General features: G+C 40.6%; 22 protein-coding genes and 4 pseudogenes. 15 read left to right on the top strand and 11 right to left on the bottom strand.

Features of this window, described 5'->3' with window-relative positions; genetic code table 11:
* Positions 1–76: 76 nt before the first annotated feature.
* Together FTV27_RS14990 and FTV27_RS14995 are read left to right on the top strand one after the other, a co-directional pair.
* Complete coding sequence (locus FTV27_RS14990; protein ID WP_180079171.1) at positions 77–322, top strand: hypothetical protein; 246 nt, start codon at positions 77–79, stop codon at positions 320–322.
* A 455-nt stretch (positions 323–777) separates the two neighbouring features.
* On the top strand, positions 778–1230 hold the full coding sequence (locus FTV27_RS14995; protein ID WP_180079190.1) for a GNAT family N-acetyltransferase: 453 nt from the start codon (positions 778–780) through the stop codon (positions 1228–1230).
* A 133-nt stretch (positions 1231–1363) separates the two neighbouring features.
* Here FTV27_RS14995 and FTV27_RS15000 read toward each other — a convergent pair whose 3' ends face one another.
* The 6 genes and pseudogenes from FTV27_RS15000 to FTV27_RS15025 form a co-directional block, all read right to left on the bottom strand.
* A complete protein-coding gene (locus FTV27_RS15000) occupies positions 1364–1834 on the bottom strand; it encodes a transposase family protein (RefSeq protein ID WP_180079172.1) in 471 nt (156 codons plus the stop codon).
* Positions 1782–2156, bottom strand: coding sequence for a transposase family protein (locus FTV27_RS15005; RefSeq protein ID WP_180079173.1), 375 nt, complete (start codon positions 2154–2156; stop codon positions 1782–1784). Before FTV27_RS15005 ends, FTV27_RS15000 begins: the two co-directional genes overlap by 53 nt.
* 184 nt (positions 2157–2340) lie before the next feature.
* On the bottom strand, positions 2341–3261 hold the full coding sequence (gene catA / locus FTV27_RS15010; protein WP_180079174.1) for a catechol 1,2-dioxygenase: 921 nt from the start codon (positions 3259–3261) through the stop codon (positions 2341–2343).
* A 126-nt stretch (positions 3262–3387) separates the two neighbouring features.
* Positions 3388–3678, bottom strand: a complete 291-nt coding sequence (gene catC / locus FTV27_RS15015) for a muconolactone Delta-isomerase (protein ID WP_180079175.1) — start codon at positions 3676–3678, stop codon at positions 3388–3390.
* A gap of 30 nt (positions 3679–3708) precedes the next feature.
* Positions 3709–4818: a muconate/chloromuconate family cycloisomerase gene (locus tag FTV27_RS15020; RefSeq protein ID WP_180079176.1), complete on the bottom strand. Its 1110-nt coding sequence runs from the start codon at positions 4816–4818 to the stop codon at positions 3709–3711.
* A 260-nt stretch (positions 4819–5078) separates the two neighbouring features.
* Positions 5079–5174, bottom strand: a pseudogene (locus tag FTV27_RS15025) (IS5/IS1182 family transposase); the annotation flags it as partial.
* A 41-nt stretch (positions 5175–5215) separates the two neighbouring features.
* On the opposite strand from FTV27_RS15025, the gene FTV27_RS15030 reads away from it, so the two are divergent.
* Both FTV27_RS15030 and FTV27_RS15035 read left to right on the top strand, forming a co-directional pair.
* Positions 5216–5380, top strand: a complete 165-nt coding sequence (locus tag FTV27_RS15030; RefSeq protein WP_180079177.1) for a hypothetical protein — start codon at positions 5216–5218, stop codon at positions 5378–5380.
* Positions 5377–5682 (top strand): hypothetical protein, encoded by a 306-nt coding sequence (locus FTV27_RS15035; protein ID WP_218949578.1) that lies wholly within the window; start codon positions 5377–5379, stop codon positions 5680–5682. Before FTV27_RS15030 ends, FTV27_RS15035 begins: the two co-directional genes overlap by 4 nt.
* A gap of 77 nt (positions 5683–5759) precedes the next feature.
* Here the strand turns inward: FTV27_RS15035 and FTV27_RS15040 are convergent.
* Positions 5760–6691: pseudogene (locus FTV27_RS15040) on the bottom strand (IS5 family transposase).
* 469 nt (positions 6692–7160) lie between these two features.
* On the opposite strand from FTV27_RS15040, the gene FTV27_RS15045 reads away from it, so the two are divergent.
* The 10 genes from FTV27_RS15045 to FTV27_RS15090 all read left to right on the top strand — a co-directional run bounded on the left by FTV27_RS15045 (position 7161) and on the right by FTV27_RS15090 (position 15518).
* A complete protein-coding gene (locus FTV27_RS15045; RefSeq protein ID WP_180079178.1) occupies positions 7161–8045 on the top strand; it encodes a transporter in 885 nt (294 codons plus the stop codon).
* Positions 8046–8090: 45 nt separating this feature from the next.
* Positions 8091–9425: an acetamidase/formamidase family protein gene (locus tag FTV27_RS15050; protein ID WP_180079179.1), complete on the top strand. Its 1335-nt coding sequence runs from the start codon at positions 8091–8093 to the stop codon at positions 9423–9425.
* Positions 9426–9535: 110 nt separating this feature from the next.
* On the top strand, positions 9536–10738 hold the full coding sequence (locus tag FTV27_RS15055) for an aromatic ring-hydroxylating dioxygenase subunit alpha (protein WP_180079180.1): 1203 nt from the start codon (positions 9536–9538) through the stop codon (positions 10736–10738).
* Between the two features lie 11 nt (positions 10739–10749).
* Positions 10750–11103: a hypothetical protein gene (locus FTV27_RS15060; protein ID WP_179998700.1), complete on the top strand. Its 354-nt coding sequence runs from the start codon at positions 10750–10752 to the stop codon at positions 11101–11103.
* A 12-nt stretch (positions 11104–11115) separates the two neighbouring features.
* Complete coding sequence (locus FTV27_RS15065) at positions 11116–11607, top strand: nuclear transport factor 2 family protein (RefSeq protein ID WP_180024901.1); 492 nt, start codon at positions 11116–11118, stop codon at positions 11605–11607.
* Positions 11608–11641: 34 nt separating this feature from the next.
* Complete coding sequence (locus FTV27_RS15070) at positions 11642–12913, top strand: styrene monooxygenase/indole monooxygenase family protein (RefSeq protein WP_180024900.1); 1272 nt, start codon at positions 11642–11644, stop codon at positions 12911–12913.
* Positions 12885–13424 (top strand): flavin reductase family protein, encoded by a 540-nt coding sequence (locus FTV27_RS15075; RefSeq protein WP_373687161.1) that lies wholly within the window; start codon positions 12885–12887, stop codon positions 13422–13424. Before FTV27_RS15070 ends, FTV27_RS15075 begins: the two co-directional genes overlap by 29 nt.
* On the top strand, positions 13421–14191 hold the full coding sequence (locus FTV27_RS15080; protein WP_180079181.1) for an SDR family oxidoreductase: 771 nt from the start codon (positions 13421–13423) through the stop codon (positions 14189–14191). Before FTV27_RS15075 ends, FTV27_RS15080 begins: the two co-directional genes overlap by 4 nt.
* Positions 14188–14520: a non-heme iron oxygenase ferredoxin subunit gene (locus tag FTV27_RS15085; RefSeq protein WP_180079182.1), complete on the top strand. Its 333-nt coding sequence runs from the start codon at positions 14188–14190 to the stop codon at positions 14518–14520. The genes FTV27_RS15080 and FTV27_RS15085 overlap by 4 nt, the downstream gene beginning before the upstream one ends.
* A gap of 5 nt (positions 14521–14525) precedes the next feature.
* Positions 14526–15518, top strand: coding sequence for a 2Fe-2S iron-sulfur cluster binding domain-containing protein (locus tag FTV27_RS15090; protein ID WP_218949579.1), 993 nt, complete (start codon positions 14526–14528; stop codon positions 15516–15518).
* Between the two features lie 34 nt (positions 15519–15552).
* Here the strand turns inward: FTV27_RS15090 and FTV27_RS15095 are convergent, their stop codons facing one another.
* Both FTV27_RS15095 and FTV27_RS15100 read right to left on the bottom strand, forming a co-directional pair.
* Positions 15553–16200, bottom strand: a complete 648-nt coding sequence (locus FTV27_RS15095) for a response regulator transcription factor (RefSeq protein ID WP_180079184.1) — start codon at positions 16198–16200, stop codon at positions 15553–15555.
* Positions 16191–17672 carry a PAS domain S-box protein gene (locus FTV27_RS15100; protein WP_180079185.1) on the bottom strand — a complete coding sequence of 494 codons (1482 nt, stop codon included), beginning with the start codon at positions 17670–17672 and terminating at the stop codon, positions 16191–16193. The genes FTV27_RS15095 and FTV27_RS15100 overlap by 10 nt, the downstream gene beginning before the upstream one ends.
* A 306-nt stretch (positions 17673–17978) precedes the next feature.
* Here FTV27_RS15100 and FTV27_RS15105 point away from each other — a divergent pair.
* Positions 17979–18656, top strand: a pseudogene (locus FTV27_RS15105) (ISNCY family transposase); the annotation flags it as partial.
* Between the two features lie 351 nt (positions 18657–19007).
* Here the strand turns inward: FTV27_RS15105 and FTV27_RS15110 are convergent.
* Both FTV27_RS15110 and FTV27_RS15115 read right to left on the bottom strand, forming a co-directional pair.
* Positions 19008–19805, bottom strand: a complete 798-nt coding sequence (locus tag FTV27_RS15110; protein WP_180079186.1) for a tetratricopeptide repeat protein — start codon at positions 19803–19805, stop codon at positions 19008–19010.
* 74 nt (positions 19806–19879) lie between these two features.
* Positions 19880–21023: pseudogene (locus FTV27_RS15115) on the bottom strand (ISNCY family transposase); the annotation flags it as partial.

The following is a 21023-nucleotide window of genomic DNA, read 5'->3' on the forward strand; positions in this document are numbered from 1 at the left end:
ACTTGGACAATGTATTCATGCCTATATTCGTGCGAATCCAAATTTTGACTTAGCAGAGGGCGTTAAGTCGGCAATTATGATTGGCAATGGCTCAGGAATGGCGGGTTTGCTTTCACATCTTAAGCAACGTGTCGCAACAGAGCACTATCAAAACTGGTTAATTTATGGTGAGCGTCAACAAGCTTTCGATGCAATTTTTGCTGATGAACTGCATGAATTACAAAACCAAGGTAAAATTGCAGAAATCGATCGGGTATTTTCTCGTGATGGATTTGCTGAAAAGTATGTGCAAGATGTCCTAGTTGTAAAAAAGCTGAATTGATTGATTGGCTAGAGCAAGGGGCTTGTCTCTATATCTGCGGCAGTTTGAATATGGCTAAAGCGGTAGATGCCACTTTGCAAGAGATACTGGGCATTGAACAATTGCATACACTGCGTAAAGCAGGTCGTTACCGCCGTGATGTGTATTAAATATTTGATGGCTATTCAATAAATAAAGTAAAAAAATCCTCCAAACGTGGAGGATTTTTTATGTTTCTGAATTCATTCAGCGTTTATACCTCACATATATTTTAAAATTGTGATGAAAATATATGAATGAGAATTGCATATTGGATGTACAACATCTATTTTAAATTTAGCTGAAGTAACTTTTAAACGTATTGAAAAATAACAGCTAAAAGCGATAATTCATTAAATGACTCTTTTAAGAAAGTTTATTTTCTTTGACGGAGGAAGTTTAAGGATTACTTTTATAAAGAGAACAACATGCTAAAAATGATCATACGCCCAGCCTGTGTAGAGGATGTTGATGGAATCGCGGCAGTCATTGAACCATTTGTCGATGATGTTATTTGCAGTGAAGAAGGTCGTGAGCGCTTTAAGCCCCACATGCTCAAACATATTTTTGAGCGTGATTTAATCCATTATTTTGTTGCTGAAATAAATCAAGAAATCGTTGGCAATGTAGCTTATGTGCATCCTGCACATCTCATGCATTTTTTCTTGAAACCTGAATATCATGGCCAAGGTTTTGGACGTCAAATGTGGGAGTTTATAGAAAGCGAAATAATGCAGCATGAGCCTGAGCATATTACGGTAAATTCGAGTTTCTATGCTTTAGAAATTTATAAAAAATTTGGCTTTGAGATTGTAGGTGAATTAACTCAGCAATGGGGAATTCACTACATACCTATGAGAAAGCAGGTAACTAAACCTATAAAACATTGAAAAATATTAAATCTTATTTAAAAATCATTAAATAAAAATTAATTTTCCAGAGCATGATGAGATAGTTTTACAAAGACATTTCATCATGACGCTTTAAATTTATTAATAATTAAGTATAGACTTCTTTCATAATTCATTTTTTGCTCAGCTCTAAATTATAGATTCCCGCAATTAAATTGAATATTAAGCCCAGTCTTTTTCCTCGATTACGATATCGCTCGGCAAGGATTTTGAAAGTTTTTAAATTACCAAATACATGCTCAACCCCAATTCTTCTTTTGTTGATTTCTTGATTATAGATTTTTAGTTCAGGATCCAATTTACAGCGCTTTTTTGCTTTTAATGGCAACAAGCTATTTGGATACATTGCATAAATCCCTTGATAGCCTTTATCTGCAAGGATAAAGGCACCTGCCGGAATCTGATGTAAGTTTCGTTTGAAGAGTTCGAAATCATGTACAGCACCACGATCAGTGCATAAACTCATAATTTGCTGAGTTCTATAATGAATGATGGCCTGGACTTTGAAAGTATGTGCCTTCTTTTTGCCACTATAGCTTTTCTTCTGTTTTTTTAGGTCTTTGTATTGGAATTTCTGTGGCATCAACAATCACCACGTTCCAGTCGATGCCTTCGCCCTCAGGCAAATGCTTCGGTAAATTAAATAAATTGGACTTGATCAGGCAGTCCTCTACATGACGGACAATTCTTGAAGCAGTCGGCTCTGACACACCATAACTTGTTGCAACATGGAACAAGGTTCGGTATTCGCGCCAATAACTTAAGCACAGAAGGATTTGATCTTCTATGCTCAATTTAGTTGGTCTACCTTTAGCAGGAACATGCATTTTCAGTTGTTCAACCATTAAATCAAATGTTGACCATGATATGCCGGTGTATCGCTTAAACTGTGTTTCAGAAAGCATCTTTGAATCGATATATTTCATCTGCAGATTATGCATGAATATTTAAAATTCTTCGGTACAAATAATCAGCAAGAGACTGTTCGTTTTTTGATTTATGAAAGAGGCTTAGTGATTAGTAATGATTTAATTGAATTAGAGTAGGGGGAAGAATGGATAGTGGAGACTACCCATTCTTGGAGAATGATTAAGCGCTTACGCGGCGACGCTCAATTTCAGTCGTAGGTGCAGTAGTAGTTTCTTTTACAAGTTCAATATTGAACTGAATATGTTTAAATGGCTTATCTACACCGCGACATGCAATTTCTGCTTCATCGGTCACGTCAACAGCAGTTGCGACCAGACCATCACGTGTAGCGAATGCAAAGTCGTCCCAAAGATATTCATCACCTTCAATATTAAATTGAGTTGTTAATTTTCGATATCCAGGTGCAGATACGAAATAATGAACATGAGAAGGGCGATTACCGTGTCGACCTAGTTTATTCAACACAAATTGGGTGGTCCCTTCTGGAGGGCAACCATAACCGACTGGCATAGTCGTTTGAGCGACATATTTACCATCTTGATCAGTAAAAATTGTACGACGGAGATTAAACTCTGATTGAGACTTATCAAAGAAGGAATAATTCCCTAAGCTGTTGGCATGCCATACTTCAACTTTGGCGCCTTCAATAATATTTCCCTCAGCATCCGTTACGGTACCTTCAATAAATAAGGTGTCGACTGTATCTAGTTCTGATCCATCGTCCATACGTGCGAAGCCTACAGATTCAGGTGCCCCAGCAACGTATAGAGGACCTTCAATTGTACGTGGTGTACCCCCAGTAATACCGGCTTTTGCATCAGCTTCATCCGCACGAAGGTCTAAGAAATGTTCTAAGCCTAGACCTGCAGCAAGAAGTCCAAGTTCATTGGCTTGGCCAGCATCTGTAAAATATTCAAGACCTTTCCAAACTTCTGATTGAGATAAGTCTAGATCTTCAATTGCTTTAAATAGATCTGAAACCAAACGAACAACAACTTGCTGTACACGTGCATCTACAGATCCAGTTGCAGTGTCTACGTTCATTTTTTTAACTAAAGCATCGATTTCTTGATGGTTCATGCTACTTACTCCTTAAGTATTTTTTGTTAATTAGGACAATTCTTACTTTTGAAAAAAATCTTGTCCTAGTCCTTCTTGCTAACTGTTTTTCGTGTTTATAAATTGATCTCAAAATTTTGAAATAAATTAAGTATCATCATCTCGAATTGAAGATGGATGACGATTTAATGCCATGACTTCAATCTTCATAAACGGATAAAGTGGCAAACCTTGTAAAAGGTTATGTAGCTCTTCATTAGTTTCGACATCAAAAATACTGATATTCGAGTACTGACCTGTAACTCGCCAAATATGACGCCATTTGCCTTGGCGTTGCAGCTCTTGTGAGTATACTTTTTCATTAGCTTTAATTTCGTTAACTTGTGCTTCAGGCAAGTCACGAGGAATATTTACATCCATTCGTACATGAAACAGCATATTCCACTCCTTAATCCGTTACAGTGTCGCTTATTTGCGGCGAAGGTTATCGATTTTGTCTTCATCCATTTCAATGCCGAGTCCTGTGCCTTGAGGCAGGTGTAATGCAAAGTCATGGTATTGCAATGGTGTTTTCAGAATTTCTTCAGTGAGCAGTAATGGGCCAAACAGTTCGGTACCAAATGCCAGATTTTCAAAGGTCGAGAACAGGTGAGCAGAAGCAATCGTTCCTACACAACCTTCTAGCATGGTGCCGCCATACAGGTCGATCCCTGCAAGGTTAGCCACAGTGGCTACATCACGGCCTTCAAGCAAACCACCCGATTGCGCCACTTTGACTGCAAATACCGATGCTGCATTGGTACGTGCCAGTTTATAAGCACTACTTGGCCCCATCAGTGATTCATCGGCCATGATGGCAATATCAAAGCGACGAGTCAGACGTTCCATGGCATCAATATTGTCAATAGCACATGGCTGTTCGATCAGATCGACACCACCGTCTTGCAGCAAGGTAATGCCTTTAATAGCATCCAGTTCTGACCAGGCACGGTTCACATCAACACGAATAGAGACTTCATCGCCGAGAGCTTTTTTGATCGCTAGTACATGTTCAACATCGGCTTCAACCGCACGAGAACCAATTTTTAGCTTGAAGAAGTTATGGCGTTTCGCTGCCAGCATTTTCTGTGCTTCTGCGATATCTTTTTCTGTATCCCCAGAGGCCAGTACCCAAAGCACTGGAACGTTATCACGTAAACGGCCACCGAGTAGTTCAGATAAAGACAAACCTAGACGCTGTGCCTGAATATCTAGCAGGGCTGTCTGAATAGCACATTTTGCAAAACGGTTGCCATTGATGTTCTTTTTTAGAACTTGCATGGTTTGTGCAATATTCTGTTTATTCAGCGACTTCAGTAGTGGGCTAAAATATGTATCAATATTGGTTTTGATACTTTCTGGGCTTTCTTCACCATAGCCTAAGCCACCGATTGTGGTTGCTTCCCCCCAGCCAATCAACCCGTCCTGAGTTTCAATTTTGATCAGCACCAATGTTTGGGTCTGCATTGTGGCTACTGCCATTTTGTGAGGGCGTATGGTTGGGATATCGATAAGCAACGTTTCTATTGATCTGAACATATCGCTATATAATCCATTATTCGATATCACATACCATATTTGAATTTATTTTGCGAAAATAGGCTATAAATAGTATTTTAATATACTTAAAAAGTATTTAATGGGGCGATTCAATGGAACTGAAAACTTTAAAATATTTTGTAGCGGCTTTGTTGCATAAATATGTAAGCATCTGATTTAAATAAATTTAATTTTGGATCAAAAAATAATCAAAATCTTTAAAATCATATGGTTATGAAATCTTTGTGCAACAAAGCCGTGTCAAACCAAATTGAAATATTTCCTCGATTTATTAATGCTCGATTATAAGAAGACCAATTGGTGGTACGATAAATTTTAGGTGCAGGCTTGTTCATTTGGAAATTATATTGTGGAATAAGCCCTTAACGATAGGTTTGTGCAACAAAGCCTATATGAGTTAAAAGTCGAATGTGGGCGTGCTAAGCAGAACAAATATAATAAAAAAGATTTATTAATCGATGGTAAATGGGTTGCAGAAGATGAATGGTTAATTCCAGGTTACATTCGACCAAGTGAAATAGTAGGAAAGAAAAAAGTATGATTAAGGTGATAAAGACTAAAGATCTTAGTCCAGAGGATATCCCAGATTCCTATCATTGGGATAGCTTTGTTAAACTTGCATTAAGCTTTGATTCATCATTAGAAAAAAAAGATTGGATTCAAAGTGATTACATAGATAGGACAAGACTACCTATATTATCTGATTCTATTATAGGTTTAAGAGAGTATCTATATAGTCTGCAACGAATAAACAATCAATATATTCGAGATGAAAATGAATTAAAAGAGAGAGTAGAGTATGTATACAAAATTTTAAGAAAAAAAATTAGAAAGCTAAGATGAATAAAGAATAATTGTATTAATCATCGGCTTTGTTGCATAAAGATTTTAAAGATAGAGCTTTCATAAGTTGTTCAAATTTAAGTGACAACTTGGGTATGAGGCCGGCCGAGCTCCGCAAACTTATTTAAGATGGCCACACGTGCATGAATCTCGTTGACTTGGCTGTCAAAATTTCGAGCACTGAGTTTATCGCCTAATAATTTGATGCAGTGCATCTTGGTTTCAACCAGACTTCGCTGATGGTAGCCCGACCATTTTTTCATAGTGTCCTGCCTAAACGTTTAACAGTGCGAAGTACTTCATTTCGCTCTAGCGAATGAACTTTTTTATCTTTCCATGGTTTCGCATTTTTTCTAGGTGGTATCACTGCATGTGCTTGCCGATCTGCAATGACCTGTCGACATTGCTTGGTGTCATAAGCTCCGTCTGTATAGACTGAATCAATCTGCTCTTCCACCGAGATTTGATCCAGTAAATCACCAAGTACTTGCGAATCACTCACGTTATTGGTTGTAAGCTGAACAGCTCGTATTTGTAGGGTTTTAGCATCTATACCAATATGAAGTTTACGCCATTGGCGACGATATTCAGGTCCATGTTTCTTGCGCTTCCATTCGCCCTCACCTAGAAACTTCATGCCTGTAGAGTCCATGAGTAGATGCAGCCCATCGCTACTTTTTTGGTAGCTCATTACAATATCAATATGCTTTTGTCTTCTACAAAGCGTGGTGTAATCTGGAGCTATCCAATTTAATCCGCAAAGTTTAATCAGACTTTGCACAAAGCCAGTAACCATACGTAAAGACAGACGAAATAAGGATTTAATTATTAAGCAGCATTGGATGGCTGCGTCGGAGTAGGTTTGATTTCGCCCTTGTTTGCCTTTTGATGGAGCATACCATTGCGTAGCAGGATCAAACCAAAGGGCAATATTTCCGCGACTCATGAGTGCTCGGTTATATGCGGGCCAATTGGTTGTGCGGTAGATTTTGTGTGTAGGTTTCTTCATTTGAAAATTATATCGCTGAAAAAGCCTTTACAGATAGGTTTGTGCAACAAAGCCCTTTTGAGTAGTTCATGCAACAAGGATAACCGAATACAGCTTATAGATCGGTACGAAATATAATCACCGAGTTGGTTGTTTTTTGATTTATGCAAGATGTCTATTAAAAACTTTATAGGAGTTTTTTTGTTATATCAGGACATTTTATTGGGAGAAATAATTTTCAAAAAATCAGGTGTGGTTCAGTTAGTCATTGCTGATCATAGGTATATCTACCTATACAAATAAGTATTCTTATAGATTCTGTCAGTTTTTTTCTTATCACATTACACGATTTTGACTATTACTCCTTAGCTTTTGCCTGATAAAAGCACAGATTCATCCTTATATTTCCCTGCCATGTTTCAGGTCTAGATTAAGTCATGAGCTTAAAGTCCGATAAACAAAGACTTTAGAAATTAGGGGAATGCTGTAAATGGTAAGAAAATATCTGAAAACAGTGGCATTGACCACATGTCTTTTCAGTAGTGCAAGTTTAGCGCTTGCCGCTGAAAATGGCGGAAGTGCTTATCCTGATGGAACAGAGAGTTTTTTTGGTGGAGCAATGCCACCACCTGGAATGTATCTCGTCAGTTATAACCAATACTACAACGCAGATAAATTTAAAAATGATCATCCAGTATTTGAGGATTTTAAAATTGATACTTTTGCCACAGTTGCTCGTGGTGTCTATGTCAGTGACAAAACATTTTTAGGCGCGACATGGGGTATGCATGCATTCCTTGTATATGCCCATGCAGATCTTACATTAGGTGGTCGTCAAGATGATCACATGGCAATGGGTGATCTCATTATCGATCCATTCTTATTGGGTTGGCATAAAGGAGATTGGCATGTAGCGACAGGTATAGACTTTTATATTCCAGTTGGCTCTTACAACAAAAATAGACTCGCGAATATTGGACGTAACTATTACACCATTCAACCAATTATCTCGACCACATACTTAAATAAACAAGGTATCGAAGTCAGTACAAAGTGGATGTACGACATCAATTTCGAGAATAAGGATACCAAATATGAATCGGGCAACGCTTTGCATGTCGATTACTTAGTCGCGAAACACATGGGACCTTTGGCGGTTGGTGTTGGTGGTTATGTACATCGTCAGATTGAAGGTGACTCAGGTGAAGGTGCTGTTTTAGGTGACTTTAAAGCTAAAGCAGCCAGCATAGGTCCGCAAGTTCGCTATCAATTCCCTAAAGGGTATGCAATCGCAGCGAAATATCAAAAAGAATTTGATGTTGAAAACCGACCAGAAGGTCAGAAGTTCGCAATTGATATCACCATCCCATTTTAAAACATTGTTACCTAAACATTAGAGCAAGCATATAGAGGTAAGGCCATGAAAATTGAGAATCAAGAATATGCAGCAGGCAGTGCTGGAGCTGTCGATTATTTAGTGGTGAATGAGTTTTCAGGCGGTATTGTGGGACCAAGCCAACGTATGCTGGGACCTTTAAAAAATGGTGGGACACTTAAAACTGGTACACCTCCAGGATGCTGGGGTCCCATGATTACACCTGCATTCCAAGGTGGGCATGAAGTAACACTGCCTGTCTTTATTGAAGGTGCAGAGGTGGGCGATGCTGTCGCTTTAAAGATAAAACACATGCATGTGACCTCTACGGCGACCTCATCTGGTGTGATGCAATTTGTTGAGGGGCGTTATAAAGGCGATCCGTTTGTTGCGAAATATTGTGAGGCATGTGGTACTGAACAGCCTGCAAGTTATGTAGAAGGGATTGGCGACGACGCGATTCACTGTAAAAACTGTGGTGCAGAAGTCAGTGCTTTTCGCTTTTCACATGGTTATGTGATCGTGTTGGACGAAGAAAATAAAGTGAGTTTGACGGTCAATCAAGAGATTGCCAACAAGTTAGCTGGTAATGCCAATGAGCTTTCTGCATTACCTGAACATGCTGCACAGCATTCAATCTTGTCGCTTGCACGTGCTGATATGCCAGGGGTTGCTGCGCATATGCGTCCATTCCTCGGAAATATTGGTACGACACCTTCACGTGACTTACCAGACTCTCACAACTGCCACGACTTTGGTCAGTATTTGATTGATGCACCGCATAAATTCGGGATGACTGAAGAAGAACTTATAGCAGCCAAAACAGACGGTCACATGGATACCAATTCGATTCGTCCAGGCTGTATTTTGATTTGTCCTGTGAAAGTACCAGGTGCAGGTGTCTACATGGGGGATATGCATGCGCAACAAGGCAATGGTGAAATTGCAGGACATGCCACGGACGTTTCAGGCGAAACAGAATTACAAGTGGAAGTGATTAAAGGTTTAACAATTGACGGCCCAATTTTACTTCAAGCACCAGATGACTTACCACCAATGGCACGTCCATTTACCAAGGAAGAGCGTGAAAAAGTGAAAGCTTTAGGTGCGCGTTGGGGACAAACTGAGATTGAGGAAAGTGGTCCAATCACATTTATGGGAACAGGTAAGAACCTCAATGATGCAACGGACAATGCTTTAAATCGAGCGGCAAAAGTCACAGGTTTAAGTGTGGATGAGGTTATGAACCGTTGCACCATCACAGGCTCTATCGAAATCAGCCGTTTACCAGGAATGGTACGTGCAACCTTCTTATGCCCAATGCCAATTTTAGAAAAATTGGGGATCGCAAACTTAGTTCGCGAACATTACCAACTTTAATTCATCACGTGAACGGCGGTTGATTCAGATGATTCAAACGCTGTTCGTAAATAAGCATGAAATTTACTGAACTTAAAACTTAGAAACGAGAACTTGAACAGGAATGTCATATGAACAGTAATGCAAAACTCCGTTGGGGCGATTTATATCCAGAACTTGGTATTGAGCCTATTCCAACCGAACCATGTATTTCGCCAGAGATCTATCAAGAGGAAATTGAAAAAGTTTTCTCAAAAGTTTGGTTGAAAGTGGGGCGTGTAGAAGAAATACCAAAGAAAGGCGACTACAAAGTTAAACGCTTAGATTTTGCTAAAACCTCAGTCATTTTAATGCACGGTAAAGATGGTGAAATTCGTGGATTTCATAATATTTGTTCACACCGTGGCAATAAAGTTGTGGTGGAGACTGGCAATGAAACTTTTGGTTCAAATAAAGCTGCAGTCGTGACTTGCCGTTTCCATGGCTGGGTTTACGATGCTAAAGGTGATTTGGTTAGTGTACCTGAAGAAGAAAAATTCACTTCTTGTTTTGATAAAGGTCATAACGGTCTTGCACCTATTCGTACCCAAGTTTGGGAAGGTTTTATCTTTGTTAATCTTGATAATGATGGAACACAATCTATTGAAGAATTCCTCGGTGATATGGGTAAACATTTAGGGGGTTACCCTTTTCATGAAATGGAAGAGTGCTTTGCCTATAACACCTTATTAAATTGTAACTGGAAAGTCGCTCATGACGCATTTGCTGAAGCCTATCACGTTACAACCATTCATGCTGGCTCTTTCCCGAATGTCTTTGCTTCAGGCCTACAGGAAGTACAGTTGTTTGGTGATCACCGTACCTGTGCAGTGTGTCTGACCAAGAATGCCAATCCAAAACCTGCTGCAGCATTGTCGGGCGAGATTACAGGTGCCTCTTTAGTCAATCACTATGAACGTGTTCAGTTACCAAAAACAGTCAATCCAAATGACCGTGATGACTTCTCTTTCGAACTGTCTGTCATTTTCCCAAACATTTTGGTGCACGTGACTGAAGGGGTGTGGTTTACGCATCAATTCTGGCCAGTTGGGCACAATCAAACACGTTGGGAAGGTCGTTATTACATTCCTAAAGCGAAAACTTATTCGGAGCGTTGGGCACAAGAATTTGCACAAATCTTACAACGTAACGCTTGGTTAGAAGACACCGCAACCATGGAAGACACTCAAGCAGCCCTTGAATCTAAAGCAAAAAAAGTGATGCACCTTCAAGATGAAGAGATCTTGATTCGTCACGGTTACCACGTACTTGAACAATATTTAAATCGCGCATAAGGAGAATGCACATGTCAAACATCATTTCACAGTTGCCAGCTGACTTTGCAAGCTTAGAACCTTTTGTTGCGAAATGGGCTTTAGGAACGGGTAAGCAACGCCATGAAGCGCGTTTGAACTCAACCAAAGAAGAATTGCAAGCATTTTACGATGCTATTTTGCCCGAAATGCGCAAGCTACTTGCCGCACTCGATCAATATGCCCTAGGGACCTTACCTGAAGAGCTTCATAAGTTGTATTGGTTAAGTCTCAGCTTTGCTGAAGTTGCACCACACATCGAGCTTTATAAGGGTTCAGTTGGCGTACCGTATGCATTTGCGGAGAACCGTTTCATTTATGAAACTGGTGACGTGGTCAACGTTTAAGAGGAATACAGGATGAGCCAGCACAATCTAGAACAGCGTTTGCATTATCTGGAGGCCTGCGAGGCGATTCGTGGCCTGATCGGTCGCTATGCAACAGCGGCTGATCAGCGCAACAATTCAGCCATTTTACAGCATGTATTTCACCAAAATGCCGTTTGGTGTGCTAAGGGTTTTGGGGAGTATCAAGGACGTCAAAATATTTTAGAGGCATTGTCCAATATTGCAGAGGCTCAAGTGTTATGGAGCTTACATATTATGGCCATGCCCGATATACAGCTCCTAGATCAAGACCATGCAAAGGCAACTTGGATGTTATGGGAAGTCTGTAATTTAGCCGAGGAATCAACAACAGCAGCAACAGATCAAGTTAAATCTGCAACGACCTGTTGCTTAGGTGGATTTTATAAAACAGAAGTAAGTCGGAATGAGCAGGGTGAATGGAAATTTGAACGCGTCGAATTGAATTTGACCTTCAATCAACCATATCCGAACACAGTTAAATAGGCACTGAATCAATACGGCCTAAAGGGAATTTAAGATGAGAAAAATTGCAATTATCGGTGGTGGACAAGCAGGTTTATTACTGGCGTTCTCACTACTCGAAAACAAATATGATGTCACTTTATATGTAGATCGCCCTGCGGATGAGTTGTTACATGGTCGTATGGTCAGTACCACAATGTTTTTTGAAGGAACTTTAGAGTTAGAGCGCAGATTGGGCTTAAATTTTTGGGATGGGAAAGCGCATCGTGGTCAAGCATTGCATGTCGATTTTCGTGCACCAAACGGCGATATCATGTTACCTGTGACAGGTTTTTTACATGATAATGACGGTATTGCCATGGACCAACGAACCAAATATCACCGTTGGTTAGAGGAATATCCGCGCCGTGGTGGCAAGCTCATCATTCAAAATGTCAGTCCAGAAGATTTGGAAGTAATCACTGTTGAAAATGATCTGACGATTTTGGCAGCAGGTAAGGGCAATATCACCAGTTTATTCAAACGCAACGAATCACGCTCAGTACATCACACTCCTCCTCGCAAATTGGCTGCAGCACTCGTCGTAGGTGATGATTTATGCGGTCCAAACAGTTGGCAAGGTCAACCATCTCAGACTTTGCATTTTAATTTTGTTGCAGGTGCAGGCGAATACTTCAGTATGCCGTTCTATAGTCACACGCATGGTCCATGTCGTAGTTTCTTATTTGAATGTGTACCGAATGGTCCAATGGATATCTTCGATGATGTGACATCTGGCGAAGAAATGGTCCAACGCATGAAAGAAGCGGTTGCCAAAGTAACACCAGATCAAAGCTTCCGTATGGTCGATAATATGGAATTAAGTGATCCAAACGCATGGCTCAAAGGTGCATTCCGCCCTGAAGTTCGAGATCCTGTTGCAACCTTAGATAACGGTGCAAAAATTTGGGGGATTGGAGACACTGTCATTGTAAATGATCCAATCGCAGGACAAGGCGCAAACAATGCAACCCGTATGGTGGAGCATTATTTAGCTGCGATTTTAGCACGAGGTGATGAAGACTTTAGTGCAGATTGGATGACAGAAGTATTCGAGCAATTCTGGGAAAAGTCAGGTCGCTATACGACTGAATTCACGAATCTATTGTTAAATCCACCAAGTGAGAGCTTATTACAAGTATTAGCTGCAGCCTCGCAGAACCAAGCGATTGCGGATGACTTTATGGGGCATTTCAACAACCCATGCGGTTTCTGGCCAGCCGTAGATGGTGCAGAAGGGGCTAAAGAATATCTGTCACGTGAGGAGTTTCAACATGCAGCTGCCTGAAGTTTTGTGGCAGGACGTTGACCTAGCTGAAGCGAAAGCGCTTCGGCAGGCCTTCGGCGGTTTTGCCACTGGTGTCGCGATTGTCACTTGTCTAGATGAACAGCAACAACCTGTTGGTCTTACGATTAATTCTTTTAGCTCGGTATCTCTTGATCCTGCGCTGGTGCTCTGGAGTCTAGTCAATCATTCACCAAGCCGTAAAGTTTTTGAAAATTCAGAATACTTTGCCATCAATATTCTGGGAGCCGATCAGCAAGAAATCGGACTCAATTTTGCTAAGCCAATTCCAGACAAATTCCAGCATGGGAGCTGGAATCTTGAAACTACTAAAGCACCGCTACTGGAAGGTTGCGTAGTGCAGTTTATCTGCCGCCGGGAACAGCAGATTGAAGCAGGTGATCACCAGATTTTCTTGGGGAAAATTGAACAGTGCCGACATAGCAATCAACGCCCATTACTGTTCTGCAAAGGGCAATTTACCGAATGGCCACAATACAAGGAGGTTTCATGACCAATCTGAATAATAAAGTGGTTCTGGTCACTGGGGGCGCAACTCACATTGGCCAGGCAGTAGTCAAAGAATTAAAAAGTTTGGGGGCGGACGTCATTATTGCTGACATTAACGAAACTCAAGGCAAGCAGGTGGCAGCTGAAACCCAAAGTCGTTATGAATATTTGGATCTTGCCAGTGATGACAGCATTCAAGCTTTAGCTAGTAAACTAAATCAACTAGATATTTTAGTGAATTTGGCCTGTCTGTATGAAGATCATGGCTCACAATCTACACGTAACGATTGGCAAAATACATTTAATGTGACCGTGTTTGGTCATGCAGCTTTGGTACAGGTATGTAGACCATTGCTGCAGGCCAGCAATGATGGGGCTGTCATTAATATTAGCAGTGTTAGCGCCCGCATTGCCCAAAAAGAGCGTTGGGTTTATCCAGCCTCTAAAGCAACCTTAGAACAACTGACCAAAAGCATGGCATTGGATTTGGCTGCTGATGGTATTCGTGTTCATGCTTTATCCCTCGGATGGACCTGGTCGGTGCCGATGCAGATGATTTCAGGTAATGACCGTCCTAAAACTGATCGAGTTGCAGGCCGTTTCCATGTGCTAGGCCGTATTGCCGATGCTGAAGAAGTGGCTGAAGCCTTAAGCCTATTATGTAGCCCGAAAGCGAAACTGCTGACCGGCAGTGTGATTCATGCTGATGGCGGTTATCACACTTTGGGGCCTGAAGCGACAGATTCACCGATTGAGGAGTTAAGCAAATGAATATCAAAATGGCCAATATTGCAGAAAAATTTCTTTGCCTGACTTCCGATATTGAACAGGGTGAAGGTTTACAGGTGATTATTGAGGGATATCCGCCATTGGCGGTGTTCCACCTAGAAGATGGTGAATTCTATGTCACTGATGATACCTGTACCCACGGTGATGCTTCATTGGCTGATGGTGAAATTGATGGCTGTGAAGTGGAATGTCCGTTTCATGCTGGTGCTTTTGATATTAAAACCGGTGAACCTTGTGGAGCACCTTGCACCATCCCATTGAAAACTTATCAGTCTATCGTTCGCGAAGGTCGGGTTTATCTTGTGGAGTGATGCTGATGTACAAAATCCAAATTGAAGGGCAAGGGGAATTTCATTGTGCAGCAGACGATGTGCTGTTGCGCGGTGGCCTTCGTCAAGGTCTTGGTTTACCTTATGAATGCAATGCTGGTGGCTGTGGCACTTGTAAAATAGAAGTGCTATCTGGTGAAGTAGATAATCTATGGGCTGAAGCACCTGGATTGAGCGATCGTGATCGCCGTAAAGGCCGTTTTTTGGCTTGCCAATGCCGACCTAAATCTGATTGTGTTATTAAAGTCCGTTTGGATGAACAATGCACGCCTAAAATTCTGCCAAAACAACAGGCCGTCAAGCTCAAATATGTACAGCCGATTACACACGATATTTTAGAAATCCATTTGCAGTCAGAGAAACCAGCGCAGTTTATTCCAGGTCAATATGCTTTGCTTTCAGTAAACCAGCAATTATTACGTGCTTATTCGATGTCGAATTTGCCGAATGATGAAGGCATGTGGGTATTCCAGATTCGCCGTGTAGTAGATGGCAAAATGACCAATCTGCTATTTGATGAGCAACAGCGACAAAGTGCCGTGATTCAGATCGATGGCCCATATGGTTTGGCACATTTACAAGAGCAGCCACGACCAATTGTTTGTGTCGCTGGTGGTTCAGGTCTAGCACCGATGTTGGCAATTGCCCGTGGAGTCGCAGTTAATCCACAACTACAAAATCATAAGGTATGGTTCTTTCATGGTGGACGTGAACAGCGTGATCTACTGACAGAAGATCAGTTAAGGGATTGGACTGAATTAGGTTCACGCTTGAATTATGTTCCAGCAACTTCATCTGAATTGATCGAAGGTATTCGATCAGGCTTTATTCATGAAATCATTCATGATGTTTTAGGTGAGCAACTGATCCAACATGAAATATACTGTGCTGGGCCACCGCCAATGGTAAAATCTATTGAACAAATGGCGTATCAGGCAGGTATTCCACTTCAACAAGTGCATTTCGACCGTTTCTTCTAAATCCTTTATTAATCTTCAAAAAACAGGCGATAGGTTAACCCATCGCCTGTATAGTTTTATCTCGACACATCAATACCATATTTACAATTTGGGCAATGGATTCTGTACCTAACTTCTGCCGAATATGCGTGCGGTGAATTTCTACTGTTTTATGGCTGATATTCAACATTTGTGCGATATGTTTACTCGAAAGTCCATCGACCAATAAATTGATAATCTCACTTTCTCTTGGTGATAAAGATTTCAATTTAATCATCTGTTCTTGACGTTTTTCTTCTTCAATAAAGTCTTGTTCAGCAAGTTGCAGACAGGCTTGGATTTGATTAAGCATATGCTGTGGATTAAAAGGTTTTTCTAAAAAATCAAATGCCCCAGCTTTCATCGCATTGACCGACATTGGAATGTCGCCGTGACCAGTCATGAAAATGATTGGCATACGGATTTTTTGTTGATTCAATTGTTGTTGTAGTTGCAAGCCACTCATCCCTCGCATACGAATATCAAGGATTAAACATGCAGGCGTTTGCGGGCGCTGAAAATTCAGGAATTCAGTAGCACTATTGAATGTTTTAGTTTCGAGTTGCACTGAATCAAGCAACCATGTGAGTGAATTACAAATGTCTTGATCATCATCTATTACATACACAATGGGCTCGGGAACATGAGAATTAGTTAAATACATTTTGCACGCTCCTGTGCTGCTAAAGAGATATTAAAAATGGCACCAGACTCACCTTCACAGACCCATAAGTAGCCATGATGATTTTCAATAATGCTGCGGGATAGCGTCAGACCAATACCCATACTGTCTTTTTTGCTAGAATAAAATGACTCGAATAATTGTTCAGGATTTTGACCCTGTAATCCTGGGCCGTTATCAGCAATTGCGATACGGGCATGTTGGTTGTGCTCCCAAGTACGGATAAAGATGTCGCGCTTTCCTTCTGGGTTACGTTGTAAAGCATCGACCGCATTAAAGACCAAATTAATAATGACCTGACTAAATAAAGTTTCGTCGGCAGAAATATAAATAGGTGAAACGCTTAATTCATAATGTATGACACAGCCAATTTGATCTGCTTTTAAGCCTATCAGTGGATGTAGATCCTGAATCAGTTTATTTAGAGAGTGAACTTGAAAATTGGCTTCGCCCTTACGTAAAAAGCTACGCATACTGTGAATGATTTTATTGACCCGCTGGGTCTGATCTAATGCTGCATTCATAGCGTCGAGTGTTTCAGTGGTATTTGCCAAACCTTTCTGAATCCGAATAATGCTACCACCAACATAGTTGTTTAAAGCTGCAAGTGGCTGATTCAATTCATGTGCAAGTGCGGTAGCTAACTCACCCATGGTTTTGCAGCGTGACATATGACCCAGCTGTTTTTCCCTTGCTCGAGCCATTTTTTCTGCTTCGATTCGTTCGGTAATATCTCGATAATTGACGAGAATGCCCTGAATTTCAGGATGATCAAGCAGGTTGCGATAGGTGGCTTCATGATGTCGCCATTTGCCATTATGATGCATGATTTTATAGTGAATCACACCAGCAGCTTGGTGAGAGGATTTTCTAAAAAGTAACTGGCGTACATTCATGCGGTCATCAGGATGAATCACATTCAAGATATTTTTGTTGAGTACAAAACGGTCGCGGTAACCGAGAATACGTTGTAGAGAAGGGCTGGCATAGAGCAACTTACCTTGCAAGTCGAGGATAGCAATACCATCTCCCGAGTGTTCCAGAAGCATCTTGAAATATTGATCTTTAGACTGTAGAGCATATTGATACTTTTTGATTTCGCTAATATTGCGGACAAGTGCTAATAACTTAGGTTGATTTTCAATTTCAACTGTTTTTAGGCAAACTTCAACAGGAATTTGTCGTTGATCTTGAGCTTGGATGATCCACTCAAAAGTAATCGCTTCATGGCTAGCAGCCTGTTGAACCTTTTTTAATGCATGATAAAAATCAAACCCATGGCTATGCGCGCTGATTTTTTCTACACTCATTTTTGTTAATTCGGATTTACTGTAACCGGTGAGGTTTTCAGCTGCTTCATTTACGTCCATGAATTCGACACTGCCGATATCATGCACGAAAATAGCATCACCCGCTTTATCAAAAATGGTTTGATAATAATTTAAGCTGTTCATTATGTTCCTTACCTTGGATGGCGTCCGGCTATCTGGTAGAGGTATGTTTGATCTTCACTGATAAACACTTGTTGTTATTTTATTCGATAATGCAGCAAATTGTGCAGTAGTGCAATTAGACTTAGAGTCTTATTACATACTTTAAACAATATACAAATGCTCATTTAAGTGTTTATCTCTATCCCTATTTATTAAGCAAGGTTAGTACCATATTCACGTTTTATTTTGACTAATAAAGGTAAATAATTTTTATTATTCATAAATACGAAGAAAACTTTTAGATATAAGAAGGTATTCTCTTTTTAAAAAGACACCAAGATTACCCAGTTTGGACGTGTTCTGAGCAATTTCAATATCGATATCATTTTCGCTAACTCCCCTCAAGCCAAAGGCCGTGTAGAACGCGCCAATAGAACGCTTCAGGACCGTCTGATCAAAGAGATGCGTCTAGAAGGCATCAGTTCAATTGCAGATGCCAATAAGTGGCTGCCGTGCTTTATTGAGCAATTTAATCGTAAATTCGCCAAGATGGCCTTTAATCCCAAGGATCTGCACCGGACTATCACTGAAACAGCCGAAGAATTACATGATATTTTTACCTGGCGTGAACCCCGCAGGGTCACGAACAGCTTGACGATTACTTATGATAAATGCGTATATATCTTGGAAAACAGTGAAGAAAATCAAAGATTGGTCGGCAAGTATCTTGAGTTCCTGGAATATCCGGATGGTGCTGTAGCGATCATGCATGAAGGACGGAAGATCAACTATAGCGCCTTCAATAAACTGGCTGGACTACAGCAAAATGCAGTTGTTGAGAATAAAAGATTAGGCTCGGTTCTAGCCCATATCCAGCAGCAACATGAAGATTTGGAGAAACAGAATAAACGTTCCCGTCTCAAGAAAAGTATGCCGAGTCGTAAAGCTCAGAAAGCCATCATTGGACAAAGAAATTTAAATCCTGTGCTTGACTCTTGTAGTTAAAAACAGGACATTTTAAATGGTTTATCGCATAGACATTTTAATTGGGGAATAACAGCTTTTTAAAATTTCCTTGTTTTTTTATATAGTTAAAAAATTCATCCCCCTGAAGAACAACAAAAACCGACTTGGAAACAAGTCGGTTTCTTTTTAAGCAATTTTGATACTTCTTGCCAATAAATTTGATCAATATTTAATCATTTTTTCATTTTTCTCTGCGTTATCAAGACAGCACTGGCTTAAATTATCCCCAATTTCTGCGGACAACTTTTGGGATAAGTTCGGGGGGATTTTGTACGCCATGACACACATTAATTCACGTCCTTGGCATCTATTCGATATCTATGGGTTTTATTACTGGTCATCTGTAAAAAGGGATACAGCGTCTTGATGACCATTAACAGCAGCTTTTTTTAGCCATATTTCAGCTTTTTCATTATTTTGGGTAGTTCCATTACCCCGAAGATACATGATTCCCACTGTAAATTGAGCATCAGCATTTTCTTGCTCGGCAGATTTACTGTACCACTCAAAGGCTTTTTCATAGTCTTGAGTGATACCTTGGCCAATGGCATAAATTCTACCTAGACTATATTGAGCATCAGCATTTCCTTGCTTGGCAGATTTACTGTACCACTCAAAGGCTTTTTTATAGTCTTGAGTGACACCACTACCATCTTCATAAATAAATCCTAGACTATATTGAGCATCAGCATTTCCTTGCTCGGCAGATTTACTGTACCACTCAAAGGCCTTTTTATAATCTTGAGCTACACCTTCACCATTAGCATACGCTGCACCAAGGTTATTTTGAGCCTGAATATTTCCTCGTTGGGCAGCTTTGCTATACCATTCAAACGCTTTCTTATCATCTTCAGCTACCCCCTGACCACTGGCGTATAGTGCTCCAAGATTATTCTGAGCATCAGCATTTCCTTGTTCGGCAGCCTTGCTATACCACTCAAACGCTTTTTTATAATCCTGAGAAACGCCTTTGCTATTGACATAAGCTTCACCTAGCAGAGTTTGTGACAAGGCATCTCCACGATTTGCTGATTCTTCAATATCCTCAAAATCAGATGTCTGGCTACATGCAGACAAGGATAAAATTGATAAAAGAATTATTATTTTTTTATTGGGTATGAAATTCATAATTAAATTGAACTACTTTTTTTGGGTAGGCTATAAGTATATAGCCTCATATGTTATTCCCAAGTAGAAATGTCCTATATGGACATTTCCAAGTCAAGCACAGGATTCAAATTCTGTTGTTCAATCGCTGTTTTCTGTGCTTGTCTACGTGGCATCTTTTGAGAACGATTGCGTTTGTTTTGGTGTTCCAGTTGTTCATGCTGTTGTTGAATATGTGCCAGCACAGAACCCAAACGTTTATTCTCAACAATCTCTCGTTGATTGAGCTGACTTAATTTATCGAAGATGCTGTAATTGATTTTTCTTCCCTGATATTCAATGGCTACAGCACCATCCGGATATTCCAGGAACTCAAGATACTTGCCGACCAATCTTTGATTTTCTTCACTGTTTTCCAAGATATATACGCATTTATCATAAGTAATCGTCAAGCTGTTCGTGACCCTGCGGGGTTCACGCCAGGTAAAAATATCATCTAATTCTTCGGCTGTTTCAGTGATAGTCCGGTGCAGATCCTTGGGATTAAAGGCCATCTTGGCGAATTTACGATTAAATTGCTCAATAAAGCACGGCAGCCACTTATTGGCATCTGCAATTGAACTGATGCCTTCTAGACGCATCTCTTTGATCAGGCGATCCTGAAGCGTTCTATTGGCGCGTTCTACACAGCCTTTGGCTTGAGGGGAGTTGGCAAAGATAATATCGATCTTTAATTCATTCAGAATGTGTCCAAATTGCGTGATTTTGCTGTCCTGGCTCGATTTCTGGTTCACTCGGAAGACCGAATGTTTATCGCTATAAAAGGCCAGAAGCTTACCGTATTGTTCAATATAGGCTCGGGTTGAAAGCATATAGTCGAAAGTCGTTTTCGCCTCACAGAACAGTGGCATCATCGATATAAACCAACAAGCAGCATTTTGCAGCTCGACCTTCAAACCAGTCATGATATGAGCCATCAATTTGGATCAGTTCACCGAAGCAATCCCGGTTATAACGTGGCTGATATGGACGCTTCAGGCGCTTGGATCGCGGAATCCAGAGCTCATTGGCAGTCATCCAGCGACGAACCGTTTCCACAGGAATATTCAGACCAAACATGCTGCTGAGCTTCTCATGCGCCAAGGTGGGTCCAAAGCCCAGCAAATGTTCAGCAATAATGGAAAGGCACTTTGATTTTAACAAGTCATCATGGCGACGATGGCCAGGTTGACCACGACT

The sequence above is a fragment of the Acinetobacter sp. YH12251 genome (assembly GCF_013417465.1).
GTDB classification, from domain to species: domain Bacteria; phylum Pseudomonadota; class Gammaproteobacteria; order Pseudomonadales; family Moraxellaceae; genus Acinetobacter; species Acinetobacter amyesii.